The sequence below is a fragment of the Cellulosimicrobium sp. NPDC030954 genome, from assembly GCF_055571305.1.
The window spans coordinates 60,594-75,217 of record NZ_JBVIFN010000010.1 but is presented as its reverse complement, the minus strand read 5'-3'; the positions used below and the strand labels follow the sequence as shown (position 1 = coordinate 75,217).

Annotated in this window: 16 protein-coding genes and 1 tRNA gene; 9 read left to right on the top strand and 8 right to left on the bottom strand. The window is 74.0% G+C overall.

Annotated elements, in window-relative coordinates:
• The first annotated feature begins 17 nt into the window (after positions 1-17).
• The gene (locus ACZ402_RS17135) at positions 18-1,151 is read left to right on the top strand and encodes a bifunctional 2-methylcitrate synthase/citrate synthase (RefSeq protein ID WP_375825589.1); all 1,134 of its coding nucleotides are present in this window, start codon (positions 18-20) and stop codon (positions 1,149-1,151) included.
• Positions 1,152-1,241: 90 nt separating this feature from the next.
• Here ACZ402_RS17135 and ACZ402_RS17130 read toward each other — a convergent pair whose 3' ends face one another.
• A complete protein-coding gene (locus tag ACZ402_RS17130; protein WP_375825588.1) occupies positions 1,242-2,477 on the bottom strand; it encodes an NAD(P)/FAD-dependent oxidoreductase in 1,236 nt (411 codons plus the stop codon).
• Between the two features lie 223 nt (positions 2,478-2,700).
• Between ACZ402_RS17130 and ACZ402_RS17125 the strand changes: the two genes are divergently transcribed.
• Positions 2,701-3,546 (top strand): bestrophin-like domain, encoded by an 846-nt coding sequence (locus tag ACZ402_RS17125; RefSeq protein WP_375825587.1) that lies wholly within the window; start codon positions 2,701-2,703, stop codon positions 3,544-3,546.
• Positions 3,547-3,637: 91 nt separating this feature from the next.
• Here the strand turns inward: ACZ402_RS17125 and ACZ402_RS17120 are convergent.
• The 3 genes from ACZ402_RS17120 to ACZ402_RS17110 form a co-directional block, all read right to left on the bottom strand.
• Positions 3,638-3,714, bottom strand: a tRNA-Pro gene (locus ACZ402_RS17120).
• A gap of 156 nt (positions 3,715-3,870) precedes the next feature.
• Positions 3,871-4,869, bottom strand: coding sequence for a metallophosphoesterase (locus ACZ402_RS17115; protein ID WP_375825586.1), 999 nt, complete (start codon positions 4,867-4,869; stop codon positions 3,871-3,873).
• Positions 4,833-7,190, bottom strand: a complete 2,358-nt coding sequence (locus ACZ402_RS17110; protein WP_375825585.1) for a transglycosylase domain-containing protein — start codon at positions 7,188-7,190, stop codon at positions 4,833-4,835. Before ACZ402_RS17110 ends, ACZ402_RS17115 begins: the two co-directional genes overlap by 37 nt.
• A 128-nt stretch (positions 7,191-7,318) precedes the next feature.
• Here ACZ402_RS17110 and ACZ402_RS17105 point away from each other — a divergent pair, with 128 nt between their 5' ends.
• Together ACZ402_RS17105 and ACZ402_RS17100 are read left to right on the top strand one after the other, a co-directional pair.
• A complete protein-coding gene (locus ACZ402_RS17105; RefSeq protein WP_021481786.1) occupies positions 7,319-7,483 on the top strand; it encodes a hypothetical protein in 165 nt (54 codons plus the stop codon).
• Positions 7,483-7,971: a RidA family protein gene (locus ACZ402_RS17100; protein WP_375825584.1), complete on the top strand. Its 489-nt coding sequence runs from the start codon at positions 7,483-7,485 to the stop codon at positions 7,969-7,971. Before ACZ402_RS17105 ends, ACZ402_RS17100 begins: the two co-directional genes overlap by 1 nt.
• Before the next feature lie 84 nt (positions 7,972-8,055).
• On the opposite strand, the gene ACZ402_RS17095 is transcribed toward ACZ402_RS17100, so the two are convergent.
• Positions 8,056-8,733: a Crp/Fnr family transcriptional regulator gene (locus ACZ402_RS17095; protein WP_047232250.1), complete on the bottom strand. Its 678-nt coding sequence runs from the start codon at positions 8,731-8,733 to the stop codon at positions 8,056-8,058.
• A gap of 97 nt (positions 8,734-8,830) precedes the next feature.
• Here ACZ402_RS17095 and nth point away from each other — a divergent pair, with 97 nt between their 5' ends.
• On the top strand, positions 8,831-9,556 hold the full coding sequence (gene nth, locus ACZ402_RS17090; RefSeq protein WP_375825583.1) for an endonuclease III: 726 nt from the start codon (positions 8,831-8,833) through the stop codon (positions 9,554-9,556).
• A gap of 18 nt (positions 9,557-9,574) precedes the next feature.
• Here nth and ACZ402_RS17085 read toward each other — a convergent pair whose 3' ends face one another.
• Both ACZ402_RS17085 and ACZ402_RS17080 read right to left on the bottom strand, forming a co-directional pair.
• Complete coding sequence (locus ACZ402_RS17085) at positions 9,575-10,507, bottom strand: alpha/beta fold hydrolase (protein ID WP_375825582.1); 933 nt, start codon at positions 10,505-10,507, stop codon at positions 9,575-9,577.
• Positions 10,504-11,274 carry a winged helix-turn-helix transcriptional regulator gene (locus ACZ402_RS17080; RefSeq protein ID WP_375825581.1) on the bottom strand — a complete coding sequence of 257 codons (771 nt, stop codon included), beginning with the start codon at positions 11,272-11,274 and terminating at the stop codon, positions 10,504-10,506. The genes ACZ402_RS17085 and ACZ402_RS17080 overlap by 4 nt, the downstream gene beginning before the upstream one ends.
• A 281-nt stretch (positions 11,275-11,555) precedes the next feature.
• On the opposite strand from ACZ402_RS17080, the gene ACZ402_RS17075 reads away from it, so the two are divergent.
• The 3 genes from ACZ402_RS17075 to ACZ402_RS17065 are packed head-to-tail and all read left to right on the top strand — an operon-like array spanning position 11,556 to position 13,287.
• Positions 11,556-12,290 (top strand): hypothetical protein, encoded by a 735-nt coding sequence (locus ACZ402_RS17075; RefSeq protein ID WP_047232246.1) that lies wholly within the window; start codon positions 11,556-11,558, stop codon positions 12,288-12,290.
• A complete protein-coding gene (locus ACZ402_RS17070; protein WP_375825580.1) occupies positions 12,287-12,769 on the top strand; it encodes a thioredoxin family protein in 483 nt (160 codons plus the stop codon). The genes ACZ402_RS17075 and ACZ402_RS17070 overlap by 4 nt, the downstream gene beginning before the upstream one ends.
• 38 nt (positions 12,770-12,807) lie before the next feature.
• Positions 12,808-13,287, top strand: a complete 480-nt coding sequence (locus ACZ402_RS17065) for a DUF4395 domain-containing protein (RefSeq protein ID WP_375825578.1) — start codon at positions 12,808-12,810, stop codon at positions 13,285-13,287.
• A 76-nt stretch (positions 13,288-13,363) separates the two neighbouring features.
• Here the strand turns inward: ACZ402_RS17065 and ACZ402_RS17060 are convergent, their stop codons facing one another.
• Positions 13,364-13,759: a DsrE family protein gene (locus tag ACZ402_RS17060; RefSeq protein WP_375825577.1), complete on the bottom strand. Its 396-nt coding sequence runs from the start codon at positions 13,757-13,759 to the stop codon at positions 13,364-13,366.
• A gap of 260 nt (positions 13,760-14,019) precedes the next feature.
• Here ACZ402_RS17060 and ACZ402_RS17055 point away from each other — a divergent pair, with 260 nt between their 5' ends.
• Positions 14,020-14,616 (top strand): heme-binding beta-barrel domain-containing protein, encoded by a 597-nt coding sequence (locus ACZ402_RS17055; RefSeq protein WP_375825575.1) that lies wholly within the window; start codon positions 14,020-14,022, stop codon positions 14,614-14,616.
• Positions 14,617-14,624 lie beyond the last annotated feature (8 nt).

Here is a 14,624-nt window from a genome sequence, read left to right as displayed (position 1 = left end):
CACGAAGGAGTGACCGCATGACCACCTCCCCGACCACCACCGAGGGGCCCGAGATCCGCAAGGGGCTCGCGGGCGTCGTCGTCGACGTCACGGCGATCTCGAAGGTCAACCCCGACACGAACTCGCTGCTCTACCGCGGCTACCCGGTGCAGGACCTCGCCGCCCGGCGCAGCTTCGAGGAGGTGTCCTACCTCCTGTGGCACGGCGAGCTCCCGACGCCCGAGCAGCTCGCCGAGCAGACCGCCGTCGAGCGCACGCACCGCGCCCTGCCCGGCAACGTGCGCAACGCGATCCTCGAGCTCCCGACGACGTGCCACCCCATGGACGTCGTCCGCACCGCGATCTCCCAGCTCGGCGCGCACGACCCCGACGCCGAGGACTCCTCGCCCGAGGCCGAGCAGGCCAAGGCCGTCCGCCTGTGGGCCGTGCTGCCCGCCGCCGTCGCGCTCGACCAGCGCCGCCGTCGCGGGCAGCAGATCGTCGAGCCCCGCGACGACCTCACCTACGCCGAGAACTTCCTGTGGATGACGTTCGGCGAGGAGCCCGAGCCCGCCGTCGTGCGGGCCTTCGAGGTCTCGATGGTGCTCTACGCCGAGCACTCGTTCAACGCCTCGACGTTCACCGCGCGCGTCATCACGTCGACGCTGTCCGACCTGCACTCGGCGGTGACCGGCGCCGTCGGGGCGCTCAAGGGACCGCTCCACGGCGGCGCGAACGAGGCCGTCATGGCGACGTTCGCCGAGATCGGGACCGCCGACCGCGCCGAGGCCTGGCTCGACGACGCGCTCGCGCACAAGCGCAAGATCATGGGCTTCGGGCACCGCGTCTACAAGCACGGCGACTCGCGCGTCCCCACCATGCGCGCGACCCTCGACGACCTCGTCGCGCACTACGGCCGCCAGGACCTCCTCGACCTCTACGTCGCGCTCGAGGCCGCGATGACCGAGCGCAAGAACATCCTCCCCAACCTCGACTACCCGGCGGGCCCCGCGTACCACCTCATGGGCTTCGACACCCCGATGTTCACCCCGCTGTTCGTCGCGTCGCGCGTGGTGGGCTGGACGGCGCACGTCATGGAGCAGCGCGCCGCCAACGCCCTCATCCGCCCGCTCAGCGAGTACGTCGGCCCGCCCCAGCGCGACCTCCCCTGACGCCGGAGCCCCCTCCGCCGAACATGCGGTTGCCGCCCGGTCCGGGCACCTGACGGGCGGCAGCCGCCTGTTCGCCGCACGCGGGGGGGGTCAGCCGACGAAGGACTCCAGCTCGGTGCGGTCCACCGGACCGTCGCGATGGATGAGCGCCTTGACGTCCTCCATGCGGTCCCAGACGTTGACGGCCATGCCCGCCTCGACGCGGCCGTCCTTGACCCAGAACGCGACGAGCTCGCGGTCGAGGACGGAGCCGGAGACCACGACCTCGTCGTAGGCGTCGGGGCCCGCGACGAAGCCGAGGTACTCCATGCCGACGTCGTACTGGTCGGAGAAGAAGTACGGCAGCTCGGGGTAGGGGTCGGTCGCGCCGAGCATCGCGCGCGCCGCGTGCGGGCCCTGGTTGAGCGCGGTCGCCCAGTGCTCGACGCGCACCGACCGCCCGTAGCGCGCCGACGGCACGCTCGCGACGTCACCGGCGACGAAGACGTCGGGGTCCGTGGTCTGGAGGGTCGCGGAGGCGACGACGCCGCCCGTCGCGGAGTCGAGCGCCAGGCCTGCCTCGCGGGCGAGCGCGACGTGCGGGACCGCGCCCACGGCGACGAGCACGAGGTCGGCGTCGACGTGCGTCCCGTCGGCGATGTCGACGCCCGTCGCGCGGCCGCCCGCGCCCGAGATGCCCGTGACCTGGGCACGGCGGTGCAGGTGGACGCCGTGGTCGGTGTGGACCTGCCCGTACAGCTCACCCATCTCCGGACCGAGAACCCGCTCGAGGGGGTGCGTGCCGAGCCCGATCACCGTGACGTCCAGACCGAGCGTGCGGGCAGACGCCGCGACCTCGAGCCCGATCCAGCCGTCGCCGACGATCGCGAGCCGCCCCGCGCCGCCGTCGTGGGCGGCGCGCAGCGCGGCGGCGAGCGCGTCGCTGTCGTCGAGCGTGCGCAGCTCGTGGACGCCGTCCAGGTCGAGGCCGGGCAGCGGGATCCGGCGCGGGTCCGAGCCGGTCGCGAGCAGCAGCTTCTCGTACGGCAGCGTCCGGCCGCCCGAGAGTGCGACGCTCCGACCGGCGAGGTCGACGGCGGTCGCCTCGGTCTCGGTGAGGAGCTCCACGTCGTGCTCGGCGTACCAGTCCGCGGAGAGGGGGAACACCGACTCGCGCTCCGCCTCGCCGCGCAGGTAGTCCTTGGACAGCGGCGGCCGCTCGTACGGTCGGTGCGGCTCGCGCGCGACGACGGTCAGGCCACCGTCGTAGCCCTCGTCGCGCAGCGTCTCGACGGCCTTCGCGGCGGCGAGCCCTCCTCCGACGACGACGTGACGTCCAGCGCTCATGACGACCTCCGCAGTGACTCGGGTGCCCGGGACTCGGGCGGACGGCCCCAGTCTGGCGCGTTCTCGCACACCGTGCGAGGTGCGGCGACGGCACGCACCGACGCCCCGCCGCGGCGGCGTTCACACGTTTCGCGTGACGACCCCGGACGGCGTCCCCGGGCAGGCTTGTCCACGACAGCACCCGCCGTGCACCGCGCGGCGGCACCCGCGCGGAGGAGGTGCCGTGAGCATCGTCGTCGGCGCGATCGTGACCGTCGTCGTCGTCGCCGTGGCGGTCGCGACGATGCTGCTCGTCCGGCGGCGCGCACCGGCCGGCAGCCGGTTCAGCGACGGCGACCGGGCGTCGGGGGTCTTCGGGGTGGTCGCCACGGGCTTCTCCGTGCTCCTGGGGTTCATCGTCTTCCTCGCCTTCGAGTCGTACGACGAGGCGCGGAGCGGCGCCGAGGCCGAGGCGCGGATCGTCGTGCAGCAGCTGGAGACCGCGCAGTTCTTCGCCCCCGACGACGCGACGCGGCTGTCCGGGGAGCTCGTCTGCTACGCCCGGTACGTGGTCGCGAGCGAGTGGGAGCAGATGGCGGACGGCGCGCTCGGCGAGGCGGTCAACCCGTGGGGGGTCGCGCTCTACCGGACGGTGCGCGACGTCGTCCCCGCGTCGGACACCCAGCAGTCCGCCTACGACCGGTGGATGGACCAGACCGCGGCCCGCGAGGACGCCCGCCAGTCCCGCGTGCACGGCGCGGAGGGCCTGATCCCGCTGCCCCTGTGGCTCGTCCTCTTCGTCGTCTCCGCGACCGTCTTCGTCTTCCTGCTCTTCTTCGCCGACTCCGCGGAGCGTGCCGCGACGCAGGGCCTGCTCATGGGCAGCGTCACGCTCGTCATCACGCTCCTGCTGTGCCTGCTCGCGTTCTTCGACCACCCGCACGGGCACCAGGTCGGCAAGCTGCAGCCGACGGCGATGGAGCGCGCCCTCGTCCTCCTGGTGGGGGAGGCGGACGCGGCGGGGGTGGCGATCGACCCGCCGTGCGACGCCGCCGGGACGGCGACCGGCCCGGGTGCGGACCGGCCCTGAGGACGGGTCGGGGAGCGGGGACGTCCGAGCGGACGCCCCGTCGGCGGACATGACGAAGGCCCGGAATCGTGGCGATTCCGGGCCTTCAGCCTGGTCGGGGTGACAGGATTTGAACCTGCGACCTCTTCGTCCCGAACGAAGCGCGCTACCAAGCTGCGCCACACCCCGGTTGCTCGTCCGCACGATGATCGACGAGGAGACCTCGTCTTCCGCGCGGGAAGCCTGCTCAGAATAGCCGACGAAGTGCCGTGCGACGAAACTCGATTCCCGTGACCCCGCCGACACCCCGTGCGCGCCCTCGCGGGGAGGGTGCGCACGACCCGCTCAGCGTGCCGTCAGGGTGAGCAGCGTCGCCTCGGGGCGGCACGCGAAGCGCACCTGCGCGTAGGGCGAGGTGCCCGCTCCGGCGGAGACGTGGAGCCACGTCGAGTCCTCGCCACCGGGTGCGTCGGGCCGCGCGCCGGGCCAGCCGTGCAGACCCTTGGCCCGCCGGCGGTCGATGTCGCAGTTCGTCACGAGCGCGCCGAACCCGGGCACGCAGAGCTGCCCGCCATGGGTGTGGCCCGCGAGGACCAGCTCCGCCGCGTCGTCGTGCATGGCGTCCAGCACACGCCGGTACGGCGCGTGCGTGACCCCGACGCGGAGCACCGGGCCGTCGTCCGACGCCCCCTCGGAGCCGGCACCGAGACCGCCCGGAGCGGAGGGTGCCGGGAAGACGTCCCGGTCGAGGTGGGGGTCGTCCACGCCGACGAGGTCGAGGCGGACGCCGCCGACCTCCAGGACGTCGCGACGGTTCGTGAGGTCGGCCCAGCCCGCGTCGCGCATCGCCGCGGCGAGCTCGCCCGCCGGGAGCAGCCGGGCCTCGCCGGCGAACGGGACGCGCGCGTCCGGCAGGAGGTACCGCGCCGGGTTCTTGGGGACGGGCGCGTAGTAGTCGTTCGACCCCATGACGAAGGCGCCGGGCGTCGAGAGCAGCGGCTCGAGCGCGTGCAGCAGCGGGTCGAGCGCGTCGACGTGCGCCAGGTTGTCGCCCGTGTCGACGACGAGGTCCGGCTCGAGCTCGGCGAGCGAGCGCACCCACTCGATCTTGCGCCGCTGGCTGGGGACCAGGTGGAGGTCCGAGACGTGGAGCACGCGCAGGGCGGGCGTGCCGGCGGGCAGCACGGGCACGGTCACGCGGCGGAGCGTGAACAGCGTGGTCTCGACGTGCGCGTACGCCACGCCGGTCAGGCCGACGACGGCGAGCGCGCCGAGCCCGCGCAGGGCCCGGCGTCGGCCGGCGGCGCTCAGCCGTTCCCCCTGCCGCCGAGGTTGCCGAACCACTCGCCGAGGTCGACGTCGTCGCGGCCGGCCCCGTTCCCGCGGTCACCGCGGTCGCCACGGCCTCCGCCCGCGTCGGCGTCGGGCTGCTCGTCGCCACCGCCCTGGTCGCCGCCGCCCTGGTCACCACCACCCTGGCCGCCGTCGCCGCCCTCGGGCGTCGTCGGCGCCGTGGGCGGCGGGGCGGGGGCGTTGACCCGCTTCCAGTCCGGGTCGGCGAAGCCCGGGGCGGGCTGGCCGGCGAGGATCTGGTTCATGTAGTCGCGCCAGGTCGGTGCGGCCAGGCTCGAGCCGTACCAGAACTGGAGCGACTTCCCGTTGATCGTGAATGCTCTCCCGTAGGTGTTCCGGTTCATCGGGACGTCGCCCTCCGCGTTGCCGATCCAGACGGCGGTCGCGGCCTGCGGCGTGTACCCGATGAACCACGTGTGCGTGTTGTTGTTCGCCGTGCCGGTCTTGCCTGCCGCGGGACGACCGTCGGCCAGCGCGTTGCCGCGCCCGGAACCCTGCGTCAGCACCTGCTGGAGCGCGTACGTGACGGTGTTCGCGACGCCCGGGTCGATCGCGTTCTCCCGGCAGTCCGCAGAGGGCACGGGGAGCTCCTGACCGTTCGAGTCGAGGACCTTGGTGATCGCGACCGGCGAGCAGTAGGTGCCGCCGCTGGCGAACGTCGCGTACGCAGCCGCCATCTGGAGCGGGGAGGAGTTCTGCGTGCCGAGGATCATGGACGGGCGAACCTTCACCTCTCCGCCGTCCTCGAGCATGGACGGCTGGAAGCCCGCCGCCGTCGCCGTGCTCGCGACGCCGCAGAGATCGAGCTTGCTCGCCATCGTCGTGTAGGCGGTGTTCACCGAGTTGTACGTCGCCTTGAGGACCGACATCGAGCCCTGGCCGTCGCCGTCGGAGTTCGCGGGCGTCCATTGCTCGTTGCCGAACCGGACACAGCTCGCGTGGAAGTCCCGGCTGAGGGTCCACGTCCGCTTGGTGGCGCTGACGTTCTCGTAGAGCGAGTGGCCCTCGTTGAGCCACTCCGCGAGCACGAACGGCTTCCACGTCGAGCCGGGGGAGAACCCGTTCGACGAGCCGTGCGCCTGGTCGACGCTGTAGTTGACGGCCGTCGTGTTCGGCGCGGGCTCCTGGGTGTTGTCGAACGCGCGGTTCTGCGCCATCGCGAGGATGTTGCCGGTCCCCGGCTCGACGGTGACGATAGCGTCCTCGATCTGGCTCGGGTCGTCCGCCGGGACCGCCGCGGCCGCGTGCTGCTCGGCCGCCGCTTGCATCGCGGGGTCGAGCGTCGTGTAGATGTCGAGACCGCCGCGGTAGAGCAGCGTCTGGCGCTCCTCCTTGGTCTCGCCGAACACCGGGTCGGACATGATGATCTTCGTGACGTAGTCGCAGAAGAACGCCGAACCACCGGATGCCTGGCAGCCCGCCTCGAGCGGCTGGACCGAGAGCGTCTCGGCGATCGGCCGGGTGCGGCCCGTGTCGTACTCCTCGCGGGTGATGAACCCCTGCTGGTACATCTGGTTGAGCACGATGTCGCGTCGCTTCTGGGCGTTCTCCGGCTCCGTGGTCGGGTCGTACGTCGACGGCGCCTTGGTGATCCCCGCGATCGTCGCGGCCTCGACGTAGTCGAGGTCGATCGCGCTCTTGTTGAAGTAGTGCCGCGCCGCCGTCTCCACGCCGTAGACCGAGCGGCCGAACTGCGCGATATTGAGGTAGCCCTGGAGGATCTCCTCCTTGGTCATCTTCTTCTCGAGCGCGATGGCCAGCTTGGCCTCGCGCGCCTTGCGCCCGAGCGACTTCTCGTTGGCCTCGTAGAGCGCCATGGTGTCGTCGTCGCGGACCGCCTGCTCGATGAGCACGTTCTTCACGTACTGCTGCGTGAGCGTCGAGGCCCCCTGGGTGTCGCCGCCCGTGATGTTGTTGACGACCGCGCGGGGGAGACCCTCGACGTCGACGCCGCCGTGGTCCCAGAAGCGCTTGTCCTCGATCGCGATGACCGCGTTCTTCATCGCGTCCGAGACCTGGTCCAGCGGGACCACGATGCGGTTCTCGGTGTAGAACGTCGCGAGGCGCGTCGTGCCGTCCTTGGCGTAGATGCGCGACTGCTCGGACAGCGGGCCGGGCTCGAGGTCCGCCGGCAGCTCGTCGAAGACCTCGACCGCGGTGTCGGTCGCCGTGTTCGCCCCGGCGGCGAGCGGGACGAGCAGCCCGGCGGCGAGGACGCCGCCGACGCCGGAGACCAGCACGAACGCCAGGAAGAGGGCGACGAGCTGGTACGCGTTGATCTGCCGGCCGCGAGGACGCACACGGGAAGCCATGGTGACAACCCTACGGGAGCGACCCTGGGAGGGCCCCGGGATCCCGGGGCCCGCGGGTGTGCGGGTTGTGTAAGCATCCCGCGGCGACCTCCTCGGCGGTGCCTGCGCGGGCCGACTACGCTCGCCCCATGGCAACCACGTGGGAGTACGCGACCATCCCCCTCATCATCCACAACACCAAGGCCGTCCTCGACCAGTGGGGCTCCGACGGCTGGGAGCTCGTCCAGGTCGTGACCGGCCCCGACGGCAACGGCCTCGTCGCCTACCTGAAGCGCCCGACCGGGGAGAAGTAGTGGCGGGCTTCCCCGCCGGGACGATCGCCGCGCGCCTGACGGAGCTCGGCCTCGCCCTGCCCCCGGTGGCAGCGCCCGTCGCCGCCTACGTGCCCGCGGTGCGCTCGGGGCGGTACGTCCACACGTCGGGCCAGCTCCCGTTCGTGGACGGCGCGCTGCCCGCGACGGGCAAGGTCGGCGACGGCGAGGGGCTCGTCCCGCCCGCCGACGCCGCGGCCCTCGCCCGGCAGTGCGCGCTCAACGCGCTCGCCGCCGTGCACGACCTCGTCGGGAACCTCGACCAGGTCGCCCGCGTCGTCAAGGTCGTCGGGTTCGTGGCGAGCGACCCGTCGTTCACGGGCCAGCCCGGCGTCGTCAACGGGGCGAGCGCCCTGCTCGGGGAGGTCTTCGGCGAGGCAGGCGTCCACGCCCGCAGTGCCGTCGGCGTCGCGGTCCTGCCGCTCGACGCCCCGGTCGAGGTCGAGATCGTCGTGGAGCTCGCGGAGTAGCGCCCCCGCCGGCACGCGAACGGGGCCGGCGGCCAGGTCCTCACGGACCCGGTCGCCGACCCCGTCCTCGTCGGTGGCGGTCGGTCAGCGCGCGCGGCGCTCCAGGCGGTCCATGTCGAGCAGGACGACGGCCCGGCCCTCGCGGCGCACCCAGCCGCGCGTCGCGAAGTCGGCGAGCGCCTTGTTCACCGTCTCGCGCGACGCACCGACGAGCTGCGCGAGCTCCTCCTGCGTGAGGTCGTGCGCGACGCGGACGCCCTCGTCCGTCTCCTCGCCGAAGCGGGTCGAGAGGTCGAGCAGCGCCTTGGCGACGCGGCCCGGGACGTCGGAGAACACGAGGTCGGCCAGCGTCTCGTTGGTGCGGCGCAGGCGACGCGCGAGGGCGTTGAGCAGGTGCTTGGCGACGCTCGGGTGCTTCTCGATCCACTCGACGAGCTGGTCGTGCCCGAGCTCGTAGATGACGGAGTCGGCGACGGAGCTCGCGGTGGCGGTGCGGGGGCCCGGGTCGAACAGGGAGAGCTCCCCGAACATCTCGCCGGGGCCGAGGATCGACAGGAGGTTCTCGCGGCCGTCGTTGGAGCGGCGCCCCAGCTTGATCTTGCCGCTCGCGATCACGTAGAGGCGGTCGCCCGGCTCGCCCTCGCGGAACAGCACGTCGCCGCGGGAGAGCTCGATCTGCTGCATCGACTCGAAGAGGGTGCGCGTCTCGTCCGCGTCCATCGTCGCGAACAGGGGGGCGGAGAGCACAACGTCGTCGTCCACGCGGGGTGTCCTATCGTCTCGTCCTCGGAAATGTTCCAGGACAAGTCTGCCCTACGGCTGCAACTCGGGTGTCGGGGGCGGCGGCTACGGTGGGTCCGTGACCACCACCGAGCCGGCCCGCACGGGGGCGCCGAAGCCCGAGTCGCACCTCGCCCTCGTCCGGCGCGCGCGCCGCACCAACCGCGAGCTCGCGGTCACCTATCCGGACGCGCACTGCGAGCTGGACTTCACGACGCCGCTCGAGCTGCTCGTCGCGACCGTCCTGTCCGCGCAGACGACGGACAAGCGCGTGAACCTCACGACCCCGGCACTGTTCGCGCGCTACCCGGACGCCGCCGCGTACGCGGGTGCGGACCGGGAGGAGCTCGAGGAGCTGCTGCGCCCCACCGGGTTCTTCCGGGCGAAGGCGCAGTCGGTCATCGGCATCGGCCAGGCGCTCGTCGAGCGGTACGACGGCGAGGTGCCGGGACGCCTGGAGGACCTCGTGACCCTGCCGGGCGTGGGCCGCAAGACGGCGAACGTCGTGCTGGGCAACGCGTTCGGCGTGCCGGGGCTGACGGTCGACACCCACTTCGGCCGGCTCGTGCGCCGCCTCGGCTGGACCACCGAGGAGGACCCGGTCAAGGTCGAGCAGGTCGTCGGCGGGCTGGTCGAGAAGTCGGAGTGGACGATGCTCTCGCACCGGCTGATCTTCCACGGCCGTCGGGTGTGCTTCGCGCGCAAGCCCGCGTGCGGCGCGTGCACGATCGCGCGCTGGTGCCCGTCCTTCGGCGTCGGCGAGGTCGACCCGGTCAAGGCGGCGAAGCTGGTCAAGACGAGCTGAGGTCCCGGGCCTGTGCGGCTACACCGCGCGCGGCAGCCAGTCGAGCAGCAGGTCCGTCACGGCGTCGGGCGCCTCCTCGGGGAGGTAGTGGCCGGCGCCGTCCACGACCTCGAAGCGGAAGTCGCGGGCGAGCGCGGCGCCGTCGGCGTCGGCGAGGTCGCGCCGCACGAGGCCGTCCTCCCCGGCGTGGACCTGCAGCGCGGGGACGTCGATCGGGCGGCGGAGCGCGGCCAGAAAGCGGCGGCCGTCGGGGCGGGGCGTCGAGCGCACCGCCCAGCGCAGCGACTCCATGGCCGTGTGCGCCGCGAACGGGATGCGCATGACGGTGCGGTACGTGTCGACGACGTCGGGCGCGAAGGGCGTGGCCGCGCCGGTCGCGAGCACCTCGGCCACGAGGTCGCCACGGACGAGCGCCCGCTCGGGCAGCGTGGGCACCTGGTAGAACGCGAGCTGACGCAGCGCGGCGGGCGTGAGCAGGCGGCGGGCCGACGTGTGCAGCCGCGCGGGGTGCGGCGCGGAGAAGGCCGCGACGCCGGCCGTGACGGCAGGCTGGAGCGCGGCCATCGCCCAGGCGAGGCTGCCGCCCGTGCCGTGACCCACGACGACGGCGCGCCCGGAACCGAGCGAGCGGACGACCCCCGCGATGTCGCGGGTGCGGGTCGGCGCGTCGTAGCCGATCGGCGGCTTGTCGGAGGCGCCGACGCCCCGCACGTCCATCGCGGCGACGCGGTAGCCCGCCGCGGCGAGCGGCTCGATCTGGTGGCGCCACGCCCACCAGAACTGCGGGAAGGAGTGGAGCAGGACGACCAGCGGCGGCCCGGGGTCCCGGACCCCGCGGTCCTCGGGACCGGCGAGCGCGACGTGGAAGCGCGCGCCGTTGGCCGGGACGAGCTCATGGCGCCAGGGGCCGTCGGGCAGCGCGGACGTGAAGTCGGAGGGGTCGGGCGTCACCCGGACGAACCTACCGGGGTCCCGGGCCCGCTGTCGGCCGACGACCCGGCGGTGCCTGCCCCCGCGTCGTCCACGCCCTCGGCGGGGCGGCGGTCCTTCGGCGGGTCGAACCGGTACCCGACGTTGCGCACCGTCCCGATGAGCTGCTCGTGCTCGGGGCCGAGCTTGGCGCGCAGGCGCCGGACGTGGACGTCGACGGTCCGCGTGCCGCCGTAGTAGTCGTAGCCCCAGACCTCCTGGAGCAGCTGGGCGCGGGTGAACACGCGGCCCGGGTGCTGCACGAGGTACTTGAGGAGCTCGAACTCCTTGTACGTGAGGTCGATGGGGCGGCCGCGCAGCCGCGCGGTGTAGCCGCTCGCGTCGATCGCGAGCTCGCCGGCGGCGATCTCCTGGGGGCCGTCCTCGGCCGGTCCGCGCGCGGACCGCTCGATGACGAGGCGCAGCCGGGCCTCGACCTCCGCCGGGCCGGCGCCCTCCAGGAGGAGGTCGTCCGCGCCCCACTCCGCCGTGACGACGGTCAGCCCGCCCTCGGTGAGGACGAGCACGAGCGGGACCGTGAGCCCGGTGGCGTGCATGAGGCGGCACGTGGTGCGGGCCGCGACGAGGTCGCGCCGCGCGTCGAGCAGCACGACGTCGGAGTCCGGGGCGTCGACGAGCGCCGACGGCTCCATGGGAAGGACCCGGATGCGGTGCGAGAGCAGGCCGAGCGCGGGCAGGACCTCGACGGAACCGCCTGTCGCGGGGGTGAGGATGAGCAGGTCCGCCATCCGGCACCTCCTTCCGGGTCGCGGGGCGCGGGCGGCGCCCCCGGGCGTCGACGCGTGGCGACCGGGCCGGGACGTACCTCTGCGGGGCTCGCCACGTCATCGGCCACGTCCTCGGTCCGTGGATGGTTACCGTATCGCGTGCCGGGCGCGGACACGGCGAACGTCCCACGGCCGTGCGCGCGCCGGGCCGGTAGGCGGTCCGGCGGGAGACTCTGCGACACTCTGAGGCGTGCTGCACGACCCGACGCCCTCCCGCGACCCCCGAACGGGGCGCTGACCGCGTGGACCTCTCGACCCGGGCCGTCGTCACGGCGTGCCTCGCCGCGGGCATCGCCGTCGCCGCGTTCTTCGGCCCGCTCCCGCTCGCCGCGGCGTCGGGGGCCCTGGCCCTGATCGTCGCGATCGGGTGGCCGCGCCTGCTCGACATCCCCGTCCACGGCGGGACGCGCGTCGTCATCGCGATCGCCGGGCTCGGCGCCGTGGGCGCGACGGCCGCGACGCACGGCGAGCCCGCGCTGCGGCACCTGCCCGTGGTGCTCGCGCTCGCCGTGGTGCTCGCGTTCGTCGCCGAGCTCCTGCGCCGCGACGGGCGCCCGCGCCTGGTCGAGTCGCTCATCGGGACCGTGAGCGGGATCGTCGTCGCGACGTCGTGCGCGGGCTGGATCGCGACGGGCCGCACCGACGCGGGCGAGTCCCTGGTCGTGACGTGCGCGGTGGCGCTGGCCGTCGCGTCCGCGGTCTCGGCGCTGCCGCTCGGCGGCTGGACCAACGCCGCGCTCACCCTGGGCCTCGCGGTCGCCGCGGGCGGTGCCGTCGGGTACGTCATGCCCGACCTCGACCTGCTGAGCGGCGTCTGGTCCGGCGTCGTCGCGGGCCTGCTCGTCGCGTCGCTCCACGCGCTCTTCGACCAGCTCCCGGAGCTGCGGGGGCGCCTCGGCGCGTTCTCCGCGACGGCGCTCCCGGTCGCGGTCGGCGGGACGCTGATCTTCGTGGTGGGCCGGGTGATCGTGGGATGACGCCGGGGGCGCTCCCCGTCGTCCTCCTCGGCGCGACCCTGCTCGCGACGCTCGCGCTCGGCGTGTGGTGGCAGCGGCGGCAGGGGGTCGTGCGGGCGCCGCGCGCGACGTCGTCCGGGTCCACGGCCGACGACGGCGCCGCGTCCGTCGACTGGCCCGCCCACGGCGTCGTGCTGGGCGCCCGCGGCACGTTCGTCCAGTTCTCGGCGGAGCTGTGCGCGCCGTGCCGGGCGACGGCGCGCGTCCTCGGCGAGGTCAGCGCGGCGCACGACGACGTGACGCATCGTGAGATGGACGTCGACGACCACCTCGACCTGGTGCGAGCATTCGGCATACTGCGCACGCCGACCGTCCTCGTGCTCGACGCGGAGGGTCGGGAGGTCGCCCGCGCGAGCGGGGGGATGAACCGCGCCCAGGCGCTCGCAGCGCTCGCCGTCGCGGACGCGGCAGCGGCCTCCGCGACCGCGCACGACGCCTGACCCACGCCGTCCCCGACGGCCGCACCGGAGGAGACCGCATGAGCGACCAGGCTGGCCGAGGCGACGCCGCGACCGAGCGCGGGTCCGCGCCCGCCGGGATCGACCCGCGCGGGCCGCGCGCGGGGGCCGGCATCACGGCGCTGCTGCTCGCCGTCGTCATCCTCCTGTGGACGTCGCCCGCCGCGCTCGTGCTGCTCGCGGTCGTCGCGGCGAGCTTCCTGCTCGGCGCGGTCCGGGGCGCGCAGGGCACGTGGCAGGCCTGGGTCTACCGGATGGTCGTGCTCCCGCGCATCGGCCCGACGGCGGAGCGCGAGGACCCGAGGCCGCCGCGGTTCGCGCAGGCGGTCGGCCTGGTCATCACCGGCGCGGGGGTCGTGCTGGGGCTGCTGGGCGTCGACGGCGCGGTGCCGGCCGCGGCGGCGCTCGCGCTCGTGGCGGCCGTCCTCAACGCCGCGTTCGGTCTGTGCCTGGGCTGCGAGCTGTACCTGCTGCTGCGCCGGGTGGCTCCCGCGCGCTGACGCTCCCGCGCTGACGCTCCCGCGCTGACGCGCTCGCGGGCTGACGCGCCGGTGAACCGGTGCGGTCGGCCGCGGGTCAGTAGACGAGGGCCTGTGCGCCCTCGTGCAGCGCCTCCTCGACGAACACCGCCGCGCCGGCGATCCGCACGCCGGGGAGCACGTCGTCGGCCGTGATGCCGCGGCGCGCGGCGCACTGCGTGCACACGGTGAGCGTGCCGGCGGCGAGCACGGCGTCGAGCAGGTCGGGCAACGGGGCCGCGTGCTCCAGCTCGAGCTCGGCGGCGCGCCCGGGCAGCCCGAGCCACGCGGCCTCGCCCGTGAGCCACACGCTCACCTCGACGCCCGCAGCGACCGCCGCGGCGGCGACGGTGAACGCCTGGTTGGCGGCCTCGGGGCGGTCGAGCCCCGACGTGGCCTTGACGACGAGCGAGCGCTGACGGGGAGCCGCAGGGGGCGGCACGGTGTCGGTCACGCGGCCGAGCGTAGCCCTCCCGGGCAGCCGGTCCCCGCCCGCGGCGTGGTCGTCCCGCCCGGCCGGTAGGATCGGCCGCATGAGCCCGCACACTCTCGAGCTGATCTTCCTCGGCCTCCTCCTCGCGGCGACGGTCACCATCACGTGGTTCGCGGGGTACGTCGTCTACAAGCTCTACAAGGGCCAGCGCTGACGCTGCCGCGCGGGGCGCGCCCCGCCGCACGCACGTCGCCCCGCCCGACTCCGAGAGGTGGTCGCTGATGCCGTTCGAGTTCCCCGAGGGGCTCGCGCCCGAGGTCTACCCGCTCGCCTGGCTCGTCGGGAGCTGGCGCGGCGAGGGGGTCGTCAAGTACCCGGGCATCGAGGAGACGCCGTTCGTCCACGACGTCGTGTTCGACCACGACGGCGGCCCGTACCTGCGCTACGAGTCGACGCTGCGCCTCCTCGAGACCGAGGTCCCGGAGACCGTCCCCGACGAGAGCGCGTGGCCCGAGCGTGACGCCGCGACGCTGGACGCGGCGGCGTCGGACGCGCCCGTGTGGTCCACCGAGACGGGCTACTGGCGCGTGTCCACCGACCGGCCCGACGGGCTCGAGGACGACCGGCACCCGCTCGAGGTGCTGCTCGCCGACCCGGCGGGCCGCGTGTCCGTGTACCTCGGCGCGGTCGGCAACGGCCGCGTGGACCTGGCGAGCGACCTGATCGCCCGCACGTCCACGGCGTCGGAGGTCACCGCCTCGAAGCGGCTGTACGGGTTCGTCGAGGGCCAGCTCCTGTGGGTGTGGGAATTGGCTGCCTTCGGTGAGCCGTTGCAGTCGTACGCGTCCGCGAAGCTGTCCCGGCGCCCGACGACCTGACCGGCGGG

What these genes read in the sequence shown, in the direction of transcription:
- ACZ402_RS17080 (WP_375825581.1), bottom strand. Translation starts at nt 11,274, where the DNA reads ATGGCGGACCTGCTCATCCTCACCCCCGCGACAGGCGGTTCCGTCGAG.
- ACZ402_RS17055 (WP_375825575.1), top strand. Translation starts at nt 14,020, where the DNA reads ATGCCGTTCGAGTTCCCCGAGGGGCTCGCGCCCGAGGTCTACCCGCTC.
- ACZ402_RS17110 (WP_375825585.1), bottom strand. Translation starts at nt 7,190, where the DNA reads ATGGCTTCCCGTGTGCGTCCTCGCGGCCGGCAGATCAACGCGTACCAG.
- ACZ402_RS17130 (WP_375825588.1), bottom strand. Translation starts at nt 2,477, where the DNA reads ATGAGCGCTGGACGTCACGTCGTCGTCGGAGGAGGGCTCGCCGCCGCG.
- ACZ402_RS17065 (WP_375825578.1), top strand. Translation starts at nt 12,808, where the DNA reads ATGAGCGACCAGGCTGGCCGAGGCGACGCCGCGACCGAGCGCGGGTCC.
- ACZ402_RS17135 (WP_375825589.1), top strand. Translation starts at nt 18, where the DNA reads ATGACCACCTCCCCGACCACCACCGAGGGGCCCGAGATCCGCAAGGGG.
- ACZ402_RS17070 (WP_375825580.1), top strand. Translation starts at nt 12,287, where the DNA reads ATGACGCCGGGGGCGCTCCCCGTCGTCCTCCTCGGCGCGACCCTGCTC.
- ACZ402_RS17105 (WP_021481786.1), top strand. Translation starts at nt 7,319, where the DNA reads ATGGCAACCACGTGGGAGTACGCGACCATCCCCCTCATCATCCACAAC.